We start from the raw sequence: 20858 nt of genomic DNA, 5'->3' as shown, positions 1-20858 counted from the left end.
CGTGACCACCGTCCGGCTCCCCCTCTTCCCCCTGAACTCGGTCCTCTTCCCGGGGCTGGTGCTCCCGCTCAACATCTTCGAGGAGCGTTATCGCGCCATGATGCGCGAGTTGCTGAAGACTCCCGAGGACGAACCACGCCGGTTCGCCGTCGTGGCGATCCGCGACGGCTACGAGGTGGCCCAGACCGCCCCCGGCCTGCCCGACCCGACGGCCGCCGTGGAACGCGGGCCGGCGGCCGGGTTCGGGACCGACCCGCTCAAGGCGTTCCACAAGGTGGGCTGCGTCGCGGACGCGGCGACGATCCGCGAGCGGGCCGACGGCACCTTCGAGGTGCTGGCGACCGGCACGACCCGGATGCGGCTGCTGTCGGTGGAGACGTCGGGCCCGTTCCTGACGGCCGAGCTGGACCCGCTGCCCGAGGAGCCCGGCGACGAGGCGGGCGCCCTGGCGGAGGGCGTGCTGCGGTCCTTCCGGCAGTACCAGAAGCGGCTGGCGGGGGCGCGCGAGCGGTCGCTGGCGACCGGCTCCGACCTGCCGGACGAACCGGGGGTGGTCTCGTACCTGGTCGCCGCCGCGATGATGCTGGACACGCCGACGAAGCAGCGCCTGCTCCAAGCCCCGGACACCGCCTCGCGGCTGCGGGACGAGCTGAAACTCCTTCGCTCGGAGACCTCCATCATCCGTACGCTGCCGTCCCTGCCGGCGTCGGACCTGACGCGCGGCCCGACGAGTCTCAACTGAGGTACTAGCCCGCATGGCGAAGAAGCCGAACAAGCCGAGCAAGACGAAGAAGCAGCAGTCCGGCGGCACGCCCGCGACGGTGGCGCTCACGGCGGCCGGGGTGACGTACACCGTCCACGCCTACGAGCACGACCCGGCCCACCCGTCCTACGGCGAGGAGGCGGCCGAGGCGATGGGCGTCTCGCCGGAGCGGGTGTTCAAGACCCTGGTCGCGGACGTCGACGGCGCCCTGACGGTCGCGGTGGTGCCGGTGGCGGGCCAGCTGGACCTCAAGGCGCTGGCGGCGGCGGTGGGCGGCAAGCGCGCGGCGATGGCCGACCCGGCCCTGGCCGAGCGCACCACGGGCTATGTGCGCGGCGGCATCTCCCCGCTGGGCCAGCGCAAGCGGCTGGCGACGGTCCTGGACGCGTCGGCCTCGGAGCACGCCACGATCTGCGTCTCGGCGGGCCGCCGCGGCCTGGAGGTCGAGCTGTCCCCCGACGACCTGGCCCAGCTCACGGGCGCGGTCCTGGCGCCGGTCGGACGCGCCTGATCCCGACAGGCCGGCGGGCCCGGAAGGGCAGGGCCAGCCACGGCCGCCGCCCGGCCTAGGCCGGCTTGTCCCCGTACGGTGCCGACGGGTACTGCCCCGGTGCCGGCCAGGGGTCGGGCTCCGGGTCCCGCGGCCCGAACAGGCCGGTCAGCCCCAGGTGGACCACCAGCGCCGCCAGCGACCAGGCCAGCAGCGCACCCTTCGCGCCCAGCTTGAGCGGGGCGGGGAAGGTCACCCCCTTGCCCACGTCCTTGGCGTGCGCGATCACGTCCTGCGTCGGCCCGAGCCACACGCCGAGCCGCCAGGCCAGCAGCGACCCGAGCAGCCCGCCGGCGCCGAGGGCCACCACCAGCGGCACGCCCCCGCGCCGCCGCAGCAGGAAGACCACGACCGCGCTGAGCGCCCCGAACGCCAGCGCGAGCAGCGTGAACGTTCCGTCGACGCCGATCGCCTGCTCGCCCTCGGAGTCCTTGAGATAGACGATCCATCGGCCGTTGAGCACTTCGCCCACCAGCGGCACGCTCGGTGCCAGCTTCCACCACAGCACGCCCAGCAGCGCACCGGAGAGCGCGACCGCCACCGCGGTCACGGCGGCCTGTCGCACTTCAGTCAGCATCCCGGGGCCGTCCTGTTCGCCGTACCTGCCGTCAGGGTCGTGGGAACCGCCGGGCGCGGCTCCCACCGCGTGTGCGCCGACGGGCTGCGGCACCGGCCCGCCCTGGTACGACGAGCGTTCGTTCGGCGGCGGTGGCGGAGTCAAGGGTGCGGTCACCGTGCCATCGTGCCAAACCCGCCTGTGCGGCGCGTCACCGGACGGCGGCCCGGCGGTACGCCCAGGTCGCCACGGCCAGCGAGAGCACCCCGACCGCGGCGCACACCGCGAGGTCGCCGAGGACGAAGCCCCAGTCGGGCCGCTCGCCGAACGTGCGCGCGAATGCCTCCACGCCGTACGTGGACGGCAGCAGGTCCCGGGCCAGGCGGACCACCTGCGGCAACCGCTCGGGCGGCAGCACGCCGAGCAGCAGCGCCGCCGACATGCCGAGCTGGCCGAGGAGGGTGGCGAACTCGGGCCGGGGGGCGAGCAGGCCCAGCGCCGCGCCGAGTCCGGCGAGGGCGGCGCCCGCCAGCGGGATCACGGCCACCAGCACCCACAGATGGGTCATCGGCAGCCCGAACAGCAGGCACCCGAACACCGCCGTCACCACGGTCCCGGGCACGGTGAAGGACGCGTAGGCGCCCGCCGCGCCCAGCACCACCGCGGCGGGCGGCACCGGCAGCGTCGCGTAGTGGTCGAGGCCGCCGCTGGCGCGCAGCTGGCCGAAGTACTGGGCGAGGAGGTTCAGCGCGACGAAGGCCACGACGAGCACCGCGGACCCGGCGACCACGGCGCGTGCCTCGCCGCCGCCGTCCACGACGCCGCGCATCAGGATCATGATGCCGACCGACTGGAAGGTCGCCACGAACAGCAGCGGGATGCGCGCGACCCGCGCCCGGGACAGCTGCGCCCGGTACACGGCCACCAGGGAGGGCCACAGCCGTGCCCTGGGCGCCAGCTCGGCCGGGCCGGCCACGCGCTGCCCCTCGGCTGCCCGGGCGGCACCTCGCAGGGCATCGGCGGGTACGACACTCACGTCGCGCAGCTCCCCTTCGCTCGGGTCGTTCGAAGCGGTCGCCCCCGCGGGGACGCTCGCCCCGACGGGTACGGATGCGGCGGCCGGTGTTCTCACCGCTCGCGTGCTCACGCCCTCACCAGCCCCTGCCGCGCGGCGCCGCCCAGCGCCAGGTACACGTCCTCCAGGCTGGGCGTGGCCAGGGTGAAGTCGTCCAGGGCGGCGAAGGCGGCACCGCCGGTGACGGTGGCGACGACCGCGCGGGCCTCCTCGGGGGCGAGCCGCAGCGTCCAGCGGCGCCCCGACGCGACGACGCGGTCGCGCAGGGCGGCGACCTCCGGGACGTGCAGCGGCGCGCTCTCCCGCCACACCAGGTCGACGCGGACCTCTCCGGCGACCTTCTCCTTGAGCCCGGAGGGCGTGTCGCAGGCGATCACGCGTCCCCGGTCGAGGACGGCGACCCGGTCGAGCACGGTCTCGGCCTCGATGACGTTGTGGGTGACGAGCAGCACGGTGGCGCCGTGTTCGGCGCGCCGCCGGTCGACGGCCGACCACACCGCGCGCCGGGCCACCGGGTCCATGCCGGTGGTCGGCTCGTCCAGGACGAGCAGCGGCCGCCGGCCCACCAGGGCGGCGGCGAAGCAGGCCAGGCGGCGCTGACCGCCGGAGAGCTTCTTGATCGGGCGGGCGGCGAGCCCGGTCAGGCCCAGCTCCTCCAGCACGGCGTCCCGCTCCGCGCGCGCCCGGCGCACCTCCAGGCCGCGCAGCCGCCCGGTGGTCTCGGCGGCGAGCGACACGGTCAGCTCGTCCAGGGCGCTGGACTCCTGCCCCAGGTAGGCGAGGATCCGCGCGGCCCGCTCGGGGTGGCGCACGATGTCGTGGCCGAGGATCTCCACGCTGCCGCCGTCGGGCCGCATCAGCCCGGTGAGCTGGCGCACCAGGGTGGACTTGCCGGCGCCGTTGGGTCCGAGCAGCCCGAAGATCTCACCGCGGCGGATGTCCAGGGTGACGTCGTCGGTGGCCCGCACCTCGGGAGTGGCGGGCGCGCCGCGCCTGCCGCGCACGGCCGGATAGGTCTTGGTCAGCGCGCGCACCACGCACACGGCATCGCCACCGGGTCCAGGTGCCTGTGCCGCGCGCGTACTCACAAGGGAGGAGACTACGGGGTCGGTCCCCCCGGCCCGCTCCCGGGTCCGCCCATAAGTGTCGATTCAGCAGGTGTCGGTCCGGCCGGGAGCGCCGGGGTGTCTCAGTCCGCGGCGGGCGTGCGTTCGGTCGCCGTGCGCACGTCGATCTCGCGCCAGAACCCCGCCCGGATGGCGTACCGGTCGTGCTCGTCGATCTGGTCGTCCTTGTGCGCGAGCAGCCCGAAGCGGGCCGCGTAGCGCAGCAGCTCGCCGTCGACGCGGTGCGGGATGCGCGGGTACATCCCGGAGAGTTTCTGCAGGTGGCCGTGGTCGCCGAGGCGTTCGAGCCAGCGCCGGGCGAAGACCTGCCCCACCTCGTACGGGTCGCCGCCGACCGTGGTGATGTCCTCCTCGCGGTCGGCCCAGCGCTGCTCGGCGGTGGTGAGCTGGGCCAGCGTCGGCAGCGAGGCGGCCTCGGAGGGCTCGGCGACGGGCCGGTCCACCCAGCCCTTGTCGGAGGACCAGCGCAGGGTGGCGTTGGCCGGCTGCGGGGCGGCGGTCTGGGCGCCGGGGGCGCGCAGGGCGGCGAGGTCCTTGGGGGTGGGGACGCCCTTGGCGGGCGGTACCCGCTCGTCGGTGCCGCCCTGCCCCGCGGGCCCTGCGGCGGACGTGGTGGGGTGCTCGGGCGTCTCGGCGGGCCGCAGAGCGGCGGAGAGGGCGGACTCGGGCAGCGGCGCGGAGAGGATCGCGGCGATCTCCGGGCGGGGCACGGGCGGCGGCGCGCAGATGCCGCCGAGCTCCTTGGCGCGTACGGCCTTCGTGATCCACGTACGGTCGAGGACGCGGCGCTCGTCGGCCTCGGCGACCAGGTCCTCGGACTGGTTGTAGTCGCCGTCGGCGGCCTGTACGGCCCACAGGTGGACGGCGACGCCGTGTTCCTTGGCGGCCATCATGCCGGGCAGCAGGTCGCCGTCGCCGGTCACCAGGACGACGTCGGAGCAGGCGCGGTTGCGGGCCAGCTCGGTCAGCTCGGCGTGCATGGCGGCGTCCACGCCCTTCTGCGCCCAGCGCCCGTCACTGCGCGTGAGGGCGCCCAGCCGGACGGTGACCCGGGGCATCACGCGCAGCCGCCGGTGCTCGGGCTGCGGGACGCGGTCGGGGGCGCCGTCGAACCAGTAGATGCGCAGCAGGGGCTGCTGCGTGTCGGACTCGGCACGGTCGCGCAACCCCTGGATGAGGGCGGCGTGGTCGACGGTGATGCGCGAACGCGAGGGTTCTCCCGCAAGGAGACTCGCGGCGGCCCCCAGCAGATACCCGGCATCCACCAGGACGATGCAGCGGTCCACGCGATCCACCCTCTTTCCGGGAGGTTTGCTTCGGGCTTCCTTCGAGTCTGCCCGACCGCACGGAGGTTAACGGCCCGAACTCGATCTTCGGCGTGGCGTTTCGGCGCCCCGCGCCCCGCCGCACCGCGTCACGGACGGTAATTGCCCGATATGCGTTCTTTGTTGGGCTATGTGAATCTGAGGCAGGACCTGGCCCCCAGATCCCCCTCAGGAGGTAGATCACCATGGCCAAGAACAAGAACAACCGTGATCGTAAGCAGCCCCAGGCCGAGCGCTCCCCGCAGGCCGCCGAGTCGGCCGTGCTGGACCGCGAGGAGCAGCACTCCCCGCAGCTGACGACGCCCGGCGACGCGGCCTCCCGCAAGCGGCAGAAGCGCTTCGGCCACAACTGACACCCGCGGTACGGGCCGTCGCGGCCCCCGCACGACGAGGGGCGCACCCGGCAACCGGGGGCGCCCCTCGCGCGTCTGTCCGCTCAGCCCGCCAGGCAGGACGGCCCGAGCAGCACCTTCAGGTCGCCGAACAGCGCCGGGTCGGGCTTCACCCGGTGCCGGTCCAGGCGCAGCACCGTCGTCTTCGTGGGCCCCTGGAGCTTGATCCGCACCTCGCTGTCGCCCCGGTGGTGGGTCAGGATCTCCCCGAGCCTGCTGACCATCGGCGGGGTGACGCGGGTCGCCGGGATGGTGAGGACGACGGGCGCGTTGGTGCCCGCGTTGGACAGGTCGGGAACCATCAGCTCCATCGCGACCAGCCGCGGCACGTCCTCCCGCTTGTCGAGGCGTCCCTTGACGAACACCACGGCGTCCTCGACCAGTTGCGTGGACACCAGCTGGTACGTCGCCGGGAAGAACATGCACTCCAACGAGCCGGCGAGGTCCTCGACGGTGGCGATGGCCCAGGCGTTGCCCTGCTTGGTCATCTTGCGCTGGAGGCCGGAGATGATGCCGCCGATGGTGACGACCGCGCCGTCGCCGAAGTCCCCGCCGGTGAGCTGGGAGATGCCCGCGTCCGCCTTGTCGGACAGCACGTGCTCCAGGCCGAAGAGCGGGTGGTCGGAGACGTAGAGACCGAGCATCTCCCGCTCCTGGGCGAGGAGGTAGGTCTTGTCCCACTCGTCCTCGCCGAAGACCACGTCGAGTCCGAAGCCCGGCTCGTCGTTCTGCTCGTCGCCCATGCCGCCGAAGAGGTCGAACTGCCCCTCGGCCTCCTTGCGCTTGACCGCGACCACGTTGTCGATCATCGGTTCGTACTGCGCGGTGAGGCCCTTGCGGGTGTGCCCCATCTCGTCGAAGGCGCCGGCCTTGATCAGCGATTCCGTCGTCCGCTTGTTGCAGACGACCGCCTCCACCTTGTCCAGGTAGTCGGGGAAGGACGCGTACTTCCCCTTGGCCTTGCGGCACTTGATGATCGACTCGACCACGTTGGTGCCGACGTTGCGCACCGCGGAGAGGCCGAAGAGGATCACGTCGTCGCCCTGCGCGGCGAAGTTCGACATGGACTCGTTGACGTTGGGCGGCAGCACCTTGATGCCCATGCGCCGGCACTCGTTCAGGTAGACGGCCGACTTGTCCTTGTCGTCCTTGACCGAGGTGAGCAGGGCGGCCATGTACTCGGCCGGGTAGTTCGCCTTCAGATAACCGGTCCAGTACGAGACCAGGCCGTAGGCGGCCGAGTGCGCCTTGTTGAAGGCGTAGCCGGCGAAGGGGACCAGCACGTCCCACAGGGCCTGGATGGCCTCGTCGCTGTAGCCGTTCTTCCGGGCTCCGGCCTGGAAGAGGACGAAGTTCTTCGCCAGTTCGTCGGGCTTCTTCTTGCCCATCACGCGGCGCAGGATGTCGGCCTCGCCGAGCGAGTAGCCCGCGATGATCTGGGCGGCCTTCTGCACCTGCTCCTGGTAGACGATCAGGCCGTAGGTGACCGCGAGGACCTCCTGGAGGGGCTCCTCCAGCTCCTTGTGGATCGGCGTGATCTCCTGGAGGCCGTTCTTGCGCAGCGCGTAGTTGGTGTGCGAGTCCATGCCCATGGGGCCGGGGCGGTAGAGCGCGGAGACGGCGGAGATGTCCTCGAAGTTGTCGGGCTTCATCAGCCGCAGCAGGGAGCGCATCGGGCCGCCGTCGAACTGGAAGACGCCGAGCGTGTCGCCGCGCTGGAGCAGTTCGAAGGTCTTGGGGTCGTCCAGCGGCAGCGACAGGAGGTCGAGGTCGATGCCCTTGTTGGACTTCACCATCTTGACGGCGTCGTCCATGATCGTGAGGTTGCGCAGGCCGAGGAAGTCCATCTTCAGCAGGCCGAGCGACTCGCACTGCGGGTAGTCCCACTGGGTGATGGTCACGCCGTCGGTGTGCCGCACCCAGATCGGGGCGTGGTCGACGATGGGCTCGCTGGACATGATCACGCCGGCCGCGTGCACGCCCATCTGCCGGACCAGGCCCTCGACGCCCTTGGCGGTGTCGATGACCTTCTTCACGTCCGGCTCGTTCTCGTACATCGAGCGGATCTCGCCGGCCTCGCTGTAACGCGGGTGCGTCGGGTCCGTGATGCCGTTGAGGTCGATGCCCTTGCCGAGGACGTCGGCGGGCATGGCCTTGGTGAGCCGGTCGCCCATCGCGTACGGGTAGCCGAGGACGCGCGCGGAGTCCTTGATGGCGTTCTTCGCCTTGATCTTGCCGTAGGTGCCGATCATGGCGACCTTGTCGGCGCCGTACTTCTCGGTCACGTACCTGATCACCTCGACGCGCCTGCGCTCGTCGAAGTCGATGTCGACGTCGGGCATGGAGACGCGCTCGGGGTTGAGGAAGCGCTCGAAGATCAGGCCGTGCGGGATCGGGTCGAGGTCGGTGATGCCCATCGCGTACGCCACGATCGAACCGGCCGCGGAGCCTCGGCCGGGGCCGACCGCGATGCCCTGGTTCTTGGCCCACATGATGAAGTCGGCGACCACGAGGAAGTAGCCCGGGAACCCCATCTGGATGATGACGTCCATCTCGTACTCGGCCTGCTTCTGGCGGTCCTCGGGGACGCCGCCCGGGAAGCGGCGTGCCATGCCCCGGCGGACCTCCTCCTGGAACCAGGTGATCTCGGTGTAGCCCTCGGGGATGTCGAACTTCGGCATGAGGTCGCGCTTCTCGAACATGCCGGTGGTGTCGACCATCTCCGCGACCAGGAGCGTGTTGGCGCAGCCCTCCTGCCAGGCGTCCGAGGAGTCGATGGCGTACATCTCGTCCGTGGACTTCAGGTAGTAGCCGGTGCCGTCGAAGCGGAAGCGGTCCGGGTCGGAGAGGTTCTTGCCGGTCTGGATGCACAGCAGGGCGTCGTGGGCGGTCGCCTCGTGCGCGTAGGTGTAGTGCGAGTCGTTGGTGACCAGCGGCGGGATGCCGAGCTTCTTGCCGATCTCGAGGAGTCCGTCGCGGACCCGGTGCTCGATCTCGATGCCGTGGTCCATCAGCTCCAGGAAGTAGCGGTCCTTGCCGAAGATGTCCTGGTAGTCGGCGGCGGCCTTGAGGGCCTCGTCGAAGTGGCCGAGGCGCAGCCGGGTCTGCACCTCGCCGGAGGGGCAGCCGGTGGAGGCGACGATGCCCTCGGACCACTGGCTGATGGTCTCCTTGTCCATCCGCGGCCACTTCTGCAGCCAGCCCTCGGCGTACGCGTCGGAGGAGAGGCGGAAGAGGTTGTGCAGGCCGGTGCTGTTCGTCGCCCACATGGTCTTGTGGGTGTAACCACCCGAACCGGACACGTCGTCCCGCTTCTGATGCGGCTGGCCCCACTGGATCTTGCGCTTGTTGCGCCGGGACTCGGGGGCGACGTACGCCTCGATGCCGATGATCGGGGTGACTCCGGCCTTCTTCGCGGAGTGGAAGAAGTCGTACGCCCCGTGCAGGTTGCCGTGGTCGGACATGGCGATGTGCGTCATGCCCATCTCGTTGCAGGCGTTGAACATGTCCTTGAGCCGCGCGGCACCGTCCAGCAGCGAGTACTGGGTGTGGACGTGCAGGTGCGTGAACGGCGGCTTGGACACGTGCGGCCTCCTGGGAAAACTGGGGACGACTGACGGCGGTCGATCCGGGGGGTCAGCGTCGAAGTCTATGCCTCGCGACTGACACTCCGAGGGCCACCACGCGTACCTTCTGGGGCGGGCACTCCCACTCCGGCTCGCACGTTGGCCCCAGTGGAGATCCGCTCCATCCGTGAGGAACCACCCGCACCAGGAGGCACCAGGCATGTCGGTCCCGCAGCTCAACGAGGAGCACCGCGGTGAGGAGATCCTCGCCGTCTTCGACACCGCCTTCGGCCAGCTGCTGGCCGCGGACCCCGCCGCCTTCCGCGTGAAGTTCCGGAAGATGGCCGCCTCCGCCTTCGCCTTCTACCGCGGCGCCGCCGGTCTCTTTTACCGCGATTTGACCGAGGACCCGGAGTTCGGTGACCAGCCCGGCGGCGCCTATCTGGACGAGCGGACCTCCCGGGTGTGGATCCACGGCGACCTCCACGCGGAGAACTTCGGCACGTACATGGACTCCACCGGCCGGCTGATCTTCAACGTCAACGACTTCGACGAGGCCTACGTCGGCCCCTTCACCTGGGACCTCAAGCGCTTCGCCGCCTCCGTCGCGCTGATCGGGTACGCGAAGGCGCTCAGCGACGAGCAGATCACCGAGCTGGTGCGGGTGTACGCGGGCGCGTACCGCGAGCGGATCCGCGCCCTGGCCACCGGGGCCAAGAGCGACGAGGTGCCGCCCTTCACGCTGGACACCGCGGAGGGCCCGCTGCTGGGCGCGCTGCGGGTGGCCCGCTCGCTGACCCGCTTCGGGCTGCTGGACTCGATGACCGAGATCCGGGACTTCGAGCGCCGCTTCGCCCCCGGCGGCGGTTCCGTCGAGCTGGACGCCGCCACGCGCTACAAGGTGCTCGCGGCCTTCGACGGCTACCTGGAGACGCTCCCCGAGTCCTCCCTGACCCGCCCGGACTCCTACCGCGTCAAGGACGTCGTCGGCCGCCGGGGCATCGGCATCGGCTCGGCCGGCCTGCCCTCGTACAACATCCTGCTGGAGGGCAACAGCGACGCCCTGGAGAACGACGTCGTGATCTACATCAAGCAGGCCCAGACCCCGGCCGTCTCCCGGCACATCACCGACCAGGCGATCCGGGACTACTTCCAGCACGAGGGCCACCGCACGGTGATCTCCCAGCGCGCCCTCCAGGCGCACGCCGACCCGTGGCTGGGCTGGACCGAGCTGGACGGCGCCGGGCAGCTGGTCGCCGAGGTCTCGCCGTACGCCGTCGACCTGGACTGGGGCGACATCGACGACCCGGAGGAGATCGCCGAGGTCGTCGCCGACCTGGGCCGGGCCACCGCGACCATGCACGCGGCGGCCGACGACCAGTCCGGGGAGTCCCTGGTGCCGTTCTCCACCGAGCGGGCCATCGACGCGGCGATCGCGGCCGACGAGGAGGGCTTCGCGCCGCTGCTGGTCGACTTCGCGCACCGCTACGGCGCCCGCGCGCGTGCCGACCACCAGACCTTCGTCGACCTGTTCCGCAACGGCCGGATCCCGGGCCTGTAGCGGGCCCGCGTCTGTCGGTAGGCTCACAGGAACCCTTTAGGGGTCCCTTACCGGACCCCGTGACACACTCTTCTACTGCTATGGACATATCCGGAACCCCGCTCAGAGCCGTACGCGCGGCGCTGTTCACGGCCCTCGCCGTGACCCTCAGCACCGCGTCGCACGTGCTGCTGTCCGGGGTTCCGCTGCCGCTGCCCACGGTGGCCGCGGTCGCCGCCGCCGTGTTCCTGATCGCGTACGCCCTGGCCGGGCGGCGCGAGCGCGGCTTCGGGCGGATCGCCGCCCTGCTGATCCCGCTGGAGCTGGCCGCCGACACGGTCTTCACCACCGGCCAGCACGTCTGCTACGGCCGGGCGGGCGGCCCGGTCGCGGGCCCGCTGCGCTCGGTCGGCTTCGACGTGCTGTGCGGCGACGGGACCGGCCTCCACGCCGGGGTGACGGCGCCGCTGACCCGGGTGACCGGGGCGGAGACCGACCGGATGGCGTCGGTGCTGGCGCAGGCCGCCCCCGGCACCGCCTGGCTGCTGCTTGCCGCGCACGTCGGGGTCGGGCTGCTCGCGGCGGCCTGGCTGCGGCGCGGCGAGCGGGCGCTGGGCCAGCTGCTCGGCGCGGTGGCCGCGACCACCTTCCGGCCCCTGCTGCTCGCCGTCGCGGCCGTGCGCGTACGCCGGGCCCCTGCGGTGCGCCGCCCGGCTCCCCCGGCCCGCCGTGCCGCCGGCGCCCGCGAGCGGATCCTCACCCACTCCCTGGGACGACGCGGACCGCCGTACCCGGTGACCGCCCTCGTGTGACCCGGCACCCGGGCCGCACCAGGACCACCGAGCACGCAGTCCCCCATACGCACTCCGCACACTCCCGTGTGCGCGTCCCCGGAGAGATCACCATCATGAGCAAGCGGAACAGCCAGGCGGCGAAGACGGCGGCCCGTGAGCGTCTGCGCCAGGAGCGCGAGCGCCAGGCCAAGCGCGACAAGGTCAGGCGGCAGGTCATCGTGGCCGCCTCCATCGTCGGCGTGCTGGCGATAGCCGGCGGCATCAGCTACGCCGTCGTGCAGGGCAACAAGCCGAGCGGCTGGGACAAGGCCGCCGAGGCCAAGGTGGTGGCCCCGGCCAACACCTCGGGCAAGGACGGCACCACCGTCGTCATGGGCAAGTCCACGTCCGACCACGTCGTCCACCTCTACGAGGACCCGCGCTGCCCGGGCTGCGCGGCGATGGAGCAGAGCATCGGCGAGACCGTCAACAAGGGCATGCAGGACGGCGACTACAAGCTGTCCTTCACCATCGGCACCTTCCTCGACGGCAACCTGGGCGGCGAGGGTTCGAAGAACGCACTGAGCGCGCTCGGCGCCGCGCTGAACGTCAGCCCCGAGGCGTTCGTCGACTACAAGACCGCGCTGTACTCCACCAAGTACCACCCGGAGGAGTCGAGCGACGAGTTCGCCAAGGACGACTACCTGATCAAGGTGGCGGACACGGTCGACGCCCTGAAGAACAACAAGAAGTTCCAGGACGCCGTGGAGAAGGGCACCTACGACGCCTGGGCGATGCGGATGAGCAAGTCCTTCGACAAGGCCGAGGGCGTCCAGTCGACCCCGACCATCAAGATCGACGACAAGGTGATCGAGACCCCGAGCACGCCCGACGCGTGGCAGAAGGCGCTGAAGGACGCGGGCGTCACCAAGTGACCCGGTGATCGTCGTCTGACGGGTGGGCGAACTTTTGCGCGTTCGCCCACCCGCGCGGGTACCGATCAGTAACCTGATCGGCCGTGACCAGTCGACACAGAGCCTTTGAGAACTCCCGCACCCCGAGCCGCCGTACGGTCGTCAAGGCCGCGGCGGCCGGTGCGGTCCTGGCCGCCCCGCTCGCCGCGGCGCTGCCCGCCGGCGCGGCCGACGCGGCCCCCGCCTTCCTGCACGGCGTCGCCTCCGGCGATCCGCTGCCCGACGGCGTCCTGCTGTGGACCCGGGTGACCCCGACGCCCGAGGCCATACCCGGCTCCGGTGCCGGTCCGGACACCGAGGTGAGCTGGGTCGTCGCCACGGACAAGGCCCTCACCCACGTGGTCGCCAAGGGCTCCGTCACCGCGACGGCCGCCTCCGACCACACCGTCAAGGCGGACGTCCGCGGCCTCGCGCCCGCCACGGACTACTGGTTCCGCTTCTCCGCGGGCCCCACCGACTCCCCCGTCGCCCGCACCCGCACCGCCCCCGCGCACGACGCGGCCGTCACCGGCCTGCGCTTCGGCGTGGTCTCCTGTGCCAACTGGGAGGCCGGGTACTTCTCCTCGTACCGCCATCTCGCGGCCCGCGGCGACCTGGACGCCTGGCTGCACCTGGGCGACTACATCTACGAGTACGGCACCGGCGAGTACGGCACCCGCGACACCGTCGTGCGCCCGCACGCCCCGGCCCACGAGATCCTCACCCTCGCCGACTACCGCATCCGGCACGGCCGTTACAAGACCGACCCCGACCTCCAGGCGCTGCACGCCACCGCGCCGGTGGTGGCCATCTGGGACGATCACGAGATCGCCAACGACACCTGGTCGGGCGGCGCCGAGAACCACACCGAGGGCGCCGAGGGGAGCTGGGCGGAGCGGCAGAGCGCCGCCAAGCGTGCCTACTTCGAGTGGATGCCGGTGCGCCCGGCGATCGCCGGCACCACCTACCGGCGGCTGCGCTTCGGCAAGCTCGTCGACCTCTCGCTGCTCGACCTGCGCTCCTACCGTTCGCAGCAGGTGGCGCTCGGCGACGGCGAGGTCGACGACCCGGACCGCACCCTCACCGGCCGCGCCCAGCTCGACTGGCTCAAGTCGCAGCTTGCGTCCTCCGACGCCACCTGGCGGCTGGTCGGCAACCCGGTGATGATCTCGCCGTTCGCGATCGGCTCGCTGCCCGCCTCGCTGCTCGGGCCGCTCGCCGAACTGCTCGGGCTGCCGAAGGGGGGCATCGCCCTCAACACCGACCAGTGGGACGGCTACACCGACGACCGCCGCGAGCTGCTGGCCCACCTGCGCGCGCACGCGATCCGCAACACCGTGTTCCTGACCGGCGACATCCACATGGCGTGGGCCAACGACGTGCCGTACGACGCCGGGACCTACCCGCTGTCCGCCTCGGCGGCCACCGAGTTCGTCGTCACGTCGGTGACCTCCGACAACCTCGACGACATCGTGAAGGTGACCGAGGGCACCGTCTCGGCGATCGCCGCGCCGGTGATCCGGGCCGCGAACCGGCACGTCCACTGGGTGGACACCGACCGGCACGGCTACGGCGTCCTGGACATCACCGCGGACCGGGCGCAGATGGACTACTACGTCGTCTCCGACCGCACCGACGCGGCGGCCACCTCCGCCTGGGCCCGCTCCTACCGCACGCGCAGCGGCACGCAGCGCGTCGAGCGCGTCTACGCCCCGGTCTGAGCCTCCCGGAGGGACTCGAGGAAGCCGAGCGCCACCCGCCAGGTGGCCTCGGCCGCCTCCGCGTCGTAGTCGGGCAGCTCCGGGTCGGTGTAGAGGTGACCGGCCCCGGGATACCTGTGCACCTCGACGTCGGCGCCGATCCGGCCCATCTGGAGGTACCAGGCGCTCAGCCAGTCGTCGGTCTCGAAGGGGTCCGGCTCGGCCACGTGCAGCTGGACCGGCAGCTCGTCGACCGAGGCGTTGGGCGCGAGGTCCGAGGTGCCGTGCAGGAGCAGCAGCCCGCGCGCCCGGTGGTCACCGAGGGCGAGGGTCTGGGCGATGGAGGCGCCGAGCGAGAACCCGGCGTACACCAGCCCCCGCTCCGAGTAGGGCGCGGCGGCCAGCACGGCCCGCTTCAGCAGCTCCTCCCGGCCGATCCCGTCCTGATGGGCCATGCCCTCCTCGACCGAGTCGAAGGTCCGGCCCTCGAAGAGGTCCGGGGTCCACACCTGGTGCCCGGCTTCGCGCAGCCGGTCGGCGGCCTGCCGCACCGCGGGCCTCGGGCCGAGGGTCGAGTGAAAGAGCACGATGTTCATGAGGCCATGGTGCCAGCCGGGTGTGACGGGGTGGCGCGCGGAGTTCCCCCGCACGGGACACAGGTCACAGGTTCACAACGCCGCGCGGCCGGTTACGTTCGAGGGATGGAGACGATACTCCGCCCGCTGATCGTGGTCGGCGGCTCGGTGCTGCTGACCCTGGTCATCGGCTGGGCCACCGACCTGTTGCTGCGCAAGGCCGACGGACGCCACCCCGAGACGCCCCTGTGGGGGCTGCTGCGGCGGGCCCGCGTGCCCTACCAGATCGCGCTGTGCGCGGGCCTGCTGAGAGGGTCGTACGTCGAGGCCGGGGTCTTCCCCGAGCACCGGATCGGGGTCGGCCGGACGCTGACGCTGGCGCTGATCGGCTCGGTGGCCTGGCTGGTGGTCCGGATCGCCGCGGCGGTCGTCGAGACGTCCTACTCCCGTTACGCGCACGCCCACGCCGAGCGGGACCCGGCCCGGGTGCGCCGGGTGCGCACCCAGGTGTCGCTGATCATGCGGGTGGTCACGGCGATCGTCGGCGTGGTCGCCGTGTCGTCGATGCTGCTGACGTTCCCGGCGATGCGCGCCGCGGGCGCCTCGCTGCTGGCCTCGGCCGGCATCATCGGCATCGTCGCCGGTGTGGCGGCCCAGTCCACGCTGGGCAACCTGTTCGCCGGGTTCCAGATCGCCTTCGGCGACATGGTGCGCATGGGCGACACGGTCGTGGTGGACGGCGAGTGGGGCACCGTCGAGGAGATCACGCTGACGTACCTGTCCGTGCGCACCTGGGACGAGCGCCGGATCACGATGCCGGTGTCGTACTTCACCTCGAAGCCGTTCGAGAACTGGTCGCGCGGCACCCCGCAGATGACCGGGACCGTGTTCTGGCACCTCGACCACGCGGCGCCGCTCGACGCGATGCGGGAGCGGCTGCGCGACCTGCTGCGCGAGTGCCCGGCCTGGGACGGGCGCAGCTACAACCTGACCGTCACGGACTCCACCCCGACCACCATGGAGGTGCGGGCCCTGGTGACGGCGAAGGACGCGGACGACATCTGGACGGTGCGGGTCGCGGTCCGCGAGGGGATGATCCGCTGGCTGGCCGACGAGCACCCCTACGCGCTGCCCCGGGTCAACACGGCGGACGCGGCCGCGCGCCCGTCCCGCGACGGCCTCCCGCACGCCCGCCGCTCCCGCGACGCGGACTCCCGGCGCCCGTCCGGGGCGGGCTCCCGGCACTTCACGGAACGGCCGACGAAGAGCCGGTGACCGGCGCGGGGCCGCGCCCGCGGGTCAGCGCAGGCTGCGTACGTCGAGGTGGCGCAGGACCCGGTCGACGATCTCCGGGTCGGCGCCGGGCTCGCTGCGGGCGGCCAGCACCTCGTGCCGGGCGGCGCTGAGCATCTCGCCCTGGATGCGCCGGACCCGTTTGATCCGCCGCGCCCGCTGCTCCTGGGCCTCCCGCCGCTCCTCGTCGCCGAGGTCCGGGCTGATGCGGACGCCGATGTCGAAGGCACGCCGCAGCATCTGCTCGGACAGCTCCTCCGGCAGCTCCTCCACCGACTCGATCTCCTTGAGCCGCTGCTTGGCCGCCTTGGCCGCCCGCAGGGCCAGGTCCCGCTCGAACTCCTGCTCCCGCTCGGTGTCCGCCCGCACCCCGAGCCGGCCCACCAGCCAGGGCAGGGTCAGTCCCTGGAGCAGCAGCGTGCCCATGATCACCCCGAACGCGATGAAGACGATCTCCTCCCGGTGCGGGAAGGCGGCCCCGTCGTCGGTCTCCAGCGGGATCGCCAGGGCCAGCGCGACCGAGGCCACGCCCCGCATCCCCGCCCACCACATGACCACCGTCTCCCGCCAGCTGGTCGGGATGTCCTCGTCCTGGTCGCGCCGGGCGTGCAGCCGCTGGGTCAGCCAGGTGGCCGGCAGCAGCCACAGCAGCCGGACCAGGACGACCACCACCAGGATGGCCGCGGCCCAGCCCAGCAGTTCCGTCCACCGGCCGGAGGCGGTGCGGACGGCGTTGTGCAGTTCCAGTCCGATCAGGCCGAAGGCCACCCCGGTGACCAGGGTGTCGACCACGTCCCACACGGTGTGTCCGCCGAGCCGGGTCATCACGTCGTCGGCGTCCGAGGCGTACTCGGCGAGGAACATGGCGGTGGTGAGCACGGCGAGCACACCCGATCCGTGCAGTTCGTCGGCGGCGACATAGCTCACGAACGGCACCAGCAGGGTCAGCCCGATCTGCAACGTCGGGTCGCCGAGGACGCTCATCAGCTTGTTGGAGCCCCAGCCCAGGACGAGCCCGACCGCGACGGCGACGACGGCGGACAGCACGAGGTCGAACCCGGCCCGCCACGGCGAGAAGGAGCCGCCGACCGCCGCGGCGATGGCCACGTGGTACAGGACGATGGCCGTCACGTCGTTGAAGAGCCCCTCGCCCTCCAGGATGGACACCAGGCGGCGCGGCAGCCCCAGTTGTCCAGCGACGGCGGTCGCGGCGACCGGGTCGGGCGGCGCCACCAGCGCGCCCAGCGCGAAGGCGGCGGCGAGCGGCAGACCCGGCACGATCGCGTGGGCCACGGAGGCGACGCAGACCATGGTGACGAGGACCAGCGCGACGGCCAGCAGGAAGATCGGGCGTTTGTTGGCCGCGAACTGCCGCCAGGAGGTGCGCCGCACGGCGGCGTACAGCAGCGGCGGCAGCAGCCCGGGCAGGATCAGTTCGGGCGGGATGTCGACGTTGGGCACGAAGTCGAGCAGGGCCAGGACGATCCCGAGGAGCGTCATCAGCACCGGCGCCGGCAGCCCGAGCCGGGCACCGATCGGGACGCTCAGCAGGGCCCCCAGCAACAGCATGAACAACAGGGCCAGCTGATCCACGGTCACCGCTCCGGGGGGTCTAGGGGCTGTGGTCTGGGCGTTCACCCGGCGAACCCCAAGCCTGCCACGCCACCGGTCGCACCGGCCGGTGCGCCGCCCCCGTTACAGGGAGCGCCGCATCGCGCGGTGGGGGATCCCGGCGTCGGGGAACTCGGGTCCGTACGCCTGGTACCCCAACCGCTCGTAGAAACCCAGGGCGTGGGTCTGCGCGTGCAGGTCCACGGCGGTGAGCCCCCGCGCGCGTGCGGCGTCCTCGACGGCCCGCACCAGCGCGGCCCCGATGCCCAGTCCGCGGGCGGCGGCGGTCACCGCGAGCCGGCCCAGGGAGCCGACGGCCGGGTCGCCGTCACCGTTCTTCGCGGCGGCGGCCGCGCCATGCAGCAGCCGGCCGGTGCCGAGCGGCACGCCGTCCTCGCGCAGGGCCAGGACGTGCACGGCATCGGCGTCGTAGGCGTCGTACTCGATGTCCTCGGGGACCTTCTGCTCGGCGACGAAGACGTCCTTGCGCACGGCGAAGCAGGCCTCGCGGTCGGCGGGGTCCTCGGCGACACGCACCTCGTAGGCGGCCGGGGCCGGGCTCGGGGTGCTCATCCGTAGGTCTCCTCGCGGACCAGGTCCAGGGCCTGCTGGAGGTCCTCGGGGTAGTCGCTGGCGTACTCGACCCAGTCGCCGGTGCCGGGGTGCTCGAAGCCGAGCCGCACGGCGTGCAGCCACTGGCGGGTCAGCCGCAGCCGCTTGGCGAGGGTGGGGTCCGCGCCGTAGGTCAGGTCGCCGACGCAGGGATGGCGGTGGGCGGCCATGTGGACGCGGATCTGGTGGGTGCGGCCGGTCTCCAGCTTCACGTCGAGCAGGGAGGCGGCGCGGAATGCCTCGATGAGGTCGTAGTGCGTGACGGAGGGCTTGCCCTCGGCGGTGACGGCCCACTTGTAGTCGTGCTGCGGGTGGCGCCCGATGGGGGCGTCGATGGTGCCGCTGGTCGGGTCGGGGTGGCCCTGCACGAGCGTGTGGTAGCGCTTGTCGACCGTGCGCTCCTTGAACTGGCGCTTGAGCGAGGTGTACGCGCGCTCCGACTTGGCGACCGTCATCAGGCCGGAGGTGCCGACGTCGAGGCGGTGCACGATGCCCTGGCGCTCGGCGGCGCCGGACGTGGAGATGCGGTACCCGGCGGCGGCCAGTCCGCCGATGACCGTCGGCCCGTTCCAGCCCGGGGACGGGTGGGCGGCGACGCCGACGGGCTTGACGATCACGACCACGTCCTCGTCGTCGTGCACGATCTCCATGCCCTCGACGGGCTCGGCGACCACCTGCACGGGCGCGGGCGCCTGCGGCATCTCGACCTCGAGCCAGGCGCCGCCGTGGACCCGCTCGGACTTGCCCACCACCGATCCGTCGACCTGCACCTTGCCCGCCGCGGCAAGCTCCGCGGCCTTGGTACGGGAGAAGCCGAACATGCGGGAGATGGCGGCGTCGACGCGCTCGCCCTCCAGGCCGTCGGGCACGGGCAGGGTGCGGATCTCGGGAATCGTGCTCACCCGTCGAGTATGCCGGACGGCCCGGACACTCCCGAACGCGCGCTCAGTCCCGGTGCCCGCTCAGCCCCGGTGCCCGCTCAGTCCTTGTGGACGGTCCCGTCCGGGTCCAGGCCCCGGAAGGAGAGGATCACGATCAGGATGCCGCCGCAGACGATGGCCGAGTCGGCCAGGTTGAAGACGGCGAAGTGCTTGGGCGCGATGAAGTCCACGACCGCGCCCTCGAAGACGCCGGGGGCGCGGAAGATCCGGTCGGTGAGGTTGCCGAGGGCACCGCCGAGCAGCAGGCCGAGCGCGATCGCCCAGGGCAGGCTGCGGAGCTTGCGCGCGAGGCGGGCGATCACGACGATCACGGCCGCGGCGATCACCGTGAAGATGATCGTGAAGGCCTCGCCGAAGCCGAAGGCCGCGCCCGCGTTGCGGATCGCCGCGAACCGCAGCCAGTCCCCGACGATCTCGATGGGCTCGTGGTGCTCCAGCTTGGCGACCACCAGCATCTTGCTGCCCAGGTCGAGCAGGTACGCGATCACGGCGACCGCGAACAGCACGGCGACCCGCCGCTTGCCCCGAGGGTGCTCAGGAGCCTGCTCCTGCTTCCGCTCCGGTTCGGCGTCGGGCCGCTCCCGCCCGTCCCCCGCCGCGTCCGGGGTGTCCGGAGTACCGATGATGCGCTCCGCCTCTGCCACGTGAGTCCCTCAGCCTAGGTCCTTGACTGAGCACGAGGGTACGGCACACTTCCCGTCCCGGCCGCGGCTCAGGACCGGCGCTCCTGCTTCTGCTTGCACTCGACGCAGAGGGTGGCCCGCGGGAAGGCCTGCATCCGCGCCTTGCCGATCGGGTTGCCGCAGTTCTCGCACAGGCCGTAGGTGCCCGCGTCCAGGCGTTCCAGGGCGCGCTCGGTCTGGGTGAGCACCTCGCGCGCGGTGGCGGCCAGCGCCAGTTCGTGCTCGCGCGTGATGTTCTTGCTGCCGGTGTCCGCCTCGTCGTCGCCCGCGCCATCGCCGGAGTCCCGCATCATGCCCTGGAGCGACCGCTCGGAGGAGTCGATCTCGGTGCGCAGCCGGTCGGCCTCGGACTGCAACTCGCCGCGCGCCTCCTCGACCTCCTGCGGGGTCCATGGTTCCTCCCCGGGGCGTACCGCGAGGTCGCCGGGGTCCGCAGCGGTGCCGCGGGCCTTGGGAACAGCGGTCTTGGCCGCCGTGGCCGTGCCAGGAGTCTTCTTCGCAACCACCGTCGTGGCTCCCGTCTGCTCCGCGGCCTCGGCCGCGCCCGCCTTCTTGGCCGTGCTCTTCTTCGCCGTGCTCTTCTTGGCCGTGCTCTTCTTCGCGGCGGTCTTCGCCGCGGTCTTCTCGGCCCCGGTCTTCCGTGCCGGGCTCTTCCCTGCCGCCGCCTTCTTCGCGGGGTCCTGCTCCGCGGCGCCCTCCTCGGCGGCGCCCTGCTTCGCGGCCGTCGTCTTCTTCTTCGCCACCATGGCCGCGGCCCCTTCACATATTGTGATCTTGCGTGCGAATCGTGCTGGGACGATAAATCGACTCCGCCCTCGCGGCA

At 72.0% G+C, this 20858-nt stretch carries 19 protein-coding genes; 8 read left to right on the top strand and 11 right to left on the bottom strand.

Annotation, left to right across the window (positions count from 1 at the left end; all coding sequences use genetic code 11):
* The first annotated feature begins 1 nt into the window (after position 1).
* Positions 2 to 742, top strand: coding sequence for an LON peptidase substrate-binding domain-containing protein (locus tag ACIRGB_RS23635; protein WP_403868431.1), 741 nt, complete (start codon positions 2 to 4; stop codon positions 740 to 742).
* Between the two features lie 13 nt (positions 743 to 755).
* Positions 756 to 1274, top strand: a complete 519-nt coding sequence (gene ybaK, locus ACIRGB_RS23630) for a Cys-tRNA(Pro) deacylase (RefSeq protein WP_403868428.1) — start codon at positions 756 to 758, stop codon at positions 1272 to 1274.
* Between the two features lie 55 nt (positions 1275 to 1329).
* On the opposite strand, the gene ACIRGB_RS23625 is transcribed toward ybaK, so the two are convergent.
* The 4 genes from ACIRGB_RS23625 to ACIRGB_RS23610 form a co-directional block, all read right to left on the bottom strand.
* Entirely contained in the window at positions 1330 to 2046 is a 717-nt protein-coding gene (locus ACIRGB_RS23625) for an AAA family ATPase (protein WP_403868425.1), read from the bottom strand.
* A gap of 34 nt (positions 2047 to 2080) precedes the next feature.
* The gene (locus ACIRGB_RS23620) at positions 2081 to 2905 is read right to left on the bottom strand and encodes an ABC transporter permease (RefSeq protein WP_403868422.1); all 825 of its coding nucleotides are present in this window, start codon (positions 2903 to 2905) and stop codon (positions 2081 to 2083) included.
* 107 nt (positions 2906 to 3012) lie between these two features.
* Positions 3013 to 3987: an ABC transporter ATP-binding protein gene (locus ACIRGB_RS23615; RefSeq protein ID WP_403869100.1), complete on the bottom strand. Its 975-nt coding sequence runs from the start codon at positions 3985 to 3987 to the stop codon at positions 3013 to 3015.
* A gap of 146 nt (positions 3988 to 4133) precedes the next feature.
* The gene (locus ACIRGB_RS23610) at positions 4134 to 5357 is read right to left on the bottom strand and encodes an NYN domain-containing protein (protein ID WP_403868419.1); all 1224 of its coding nucleotides are present in this window, start codon (positions 5355 to 5357) and stop codon (positions 4134 to 4136) included.
* 224 nt (positions 5358 to 5581) lie between these two features.
* Between ACIRGB_RS23610 and ACIRGB_RS23605 the strand changes: the two genes are divergently transcribed.
* On the top strand, positions 5582 to 5749 hold the full coding sequence (locus ACIRGB_RS23605) for a hypothetical protein (protein WP_052841490.1): 168 nt from the start codon (positions 5582 to 5584) through the stop codon (positions 5747 to 5749).
* Between the two features lie 83 nt (positions 5750 to 5832).
* Here the strand turns inward: ACIRGB_RS23605 and dnaE are convergent, their stop codons facing one another.
* Positions 5833 to 9372, bottom strand: a complete 3540-nt coding sequence (gene dnaE, locus ACIRGB_RS23600) for a DNA polymerase III subunit alpha (protein ID WP_403868416.1) — start codon at positions 9370 to 9372, stop codon at positions 5833 to 5835.
* A gap of 202 nt (positions 9373 to 9574) precedes the next feature.
* Between dnaE and ACIRGB_RS23595 the strand changes: the two genes are divergently transcribed.
* The 4 genes from ACIRGB_RS23595 (at position 9575) to ACIRGB_RS23580 (ending at position 14341) form a co-directional block, all read left to right on the top strand.
* Positions 9575 to 10915: a DUF2252 domain-containing protein gene (locus ACIRGB_RS23595; RefSeq protein ID WP_403868413.1), complete on the top strand. Its 1341-nt coding sequence runs from the start codon at positions 9575 to 9577 to the stop codon at positions 10913 to 10915.
* An 80-nt stretch (positions 10916 to 10995) separates the two neighbouring features.
* Entirely contained in the window at positions 10996 to 11706 is a 711-nt protein-coding gene (locus ACIRGB_RS23590) for a hypothetical protein (RefSeq protein WP_403868410.1), read from the top strand.
* A 95-nt stretch (positions 11707 to 11801) separates the two neighbouring features.
* Positions 11802 to 12602: a DsbA family protein gene (locus ACIRGB_RS23585; protein ID WP_403868407.1), complete on the top strand. Its 801-nt coding sequence runs from the start codon at positions 11802 to 11804 to the stop codon at positions 12600 to 12602.
* 83 nt (positions 12603 to 12685) lie between these two features.
* On the top strand, positions 12686 to 14341 hold the full coding sequence (locus tag ACIRGB_RS23580) for an alkaline phosphatase D family protein (protein WP_403868404.1): 1656 nt from the start codon (positions 12686 to 12688) through the stop codon (positions 14339 to 14341).
* Here ACIRGB_RS23580 and ACIRGB_RS23575 read toward each other — a convergent pair.
* Positions 14326 to 14916, bottom strand: coding sequence for a dienelactone hydrolase family protein (locus ACIRGB_RS23575; RefSeq protein WP_403868401.1), 591 nt, complete (start codon positions 14914 to 14916; stop codon positions 14326 to 14328). The two genes, ACIRGB_RS23580 and ACIRGB_RS23575, sit on opposite strands and share 16 nt — an antisense overlap.
* Positions 14917 to 15021: 105 nt before the next feature.
* Between ACIRGB_RS23575 and ACIRGB_RS23570 the strand changes: the two genes are divergently transcribed.
* Positions 15022 to 16170, top strand: a complete 1149-nt coding sequence (locus ACIRGB_RS23570; protein WP_403868398.1) for a mechanosensitive ion channel family protein — start codon at positions 15022 to 15024, stop codon at positions 16168 to 16170.
* Positions 16171 to 16194: 24 nt separating this feature from the next.
* On the opposite strand, the gene ACIRGB_RS23565 is transcribed toward ACIRGB_RS23570, so the two are convergent.
* The 5 genes from ACIRGB_RS23565 to ACIRGB_RS23545 form a co-directional block, all read right to left on the bottom strand.
* A complete protein-coding gene (locus ACIRGB_RS23565; protein ID WP_403868395.1) occupies positions 16195 to 17781 on the bottom strand; it encodes a Na+/H+ antiporter in 1587 nt (528 codons plus the stop codon).
* Between the two features lie 102 nt (positions 17782 to 17883).
* Positions 17884 to 18372: a GNAT family N-acetyltransferase gene (locus ACIRGB_RS23560; protein ID WP_403868392.1), complete on the bottom strand. Its 489-nt coding sequence runs from the start codon at positions 18370 to 18372 to the stop codon at positions 17884 to 17886.
* A complete protein-coding gene (locus ACIRGB_RS23555) occupies positions 18369 to 19313 on the bottom strand; it encodes an RluA family pseudouridine synthase (protein WP_403868390.1) in 945 nt (314 codons plus the stop codon). Before ACIRGB_RS23555 ends, ACIRGB_RS23560 begins: the two co-directional genes overlap by 4 nt.
* A 77-nt stretch (positions 19314 to 19390) precedes the next feature.
* Positions 19391 to 19996, bottom strand: a complete 606-nt coding sequence (lspA, locus tag ACIRGB_RS23550; protein ID WP_403868387.1) for a signal peptidase II — start codon at positions 19994 to 19996, stop codon at positions 19391 to 19393.
* Positions 19997 to 20064: 68 nt separating this feature from the next.
* The gene (locus ACIRGB_RS23545) at positions 20065 to 20781 is read right to left on the bottom strand and encodes a TraR/DksA family transcriptional regulator (RefSeq protein ID WP_403868384.1); all 717 of its coding nucleotides are present in this window, start codon (positions 20779 to 20781) and stop codon (positions 20065 to 20067) included.
* Positions 20782 to 20858 lie beyond the last annotated feature (77 nt).

The organism is Streptomyces sp. NPDC102490, from assembly GCF_044765285.1.
Taxonomy (GTDB): domain Bacteria; phylum Actinomycetota; class Actinomycetes; order Streptomycetales; family Streptomycetaceae; genus Streptomyces.
This window is presented reverse-complemented; position numbering and strand designations above follow the sequence as displayed.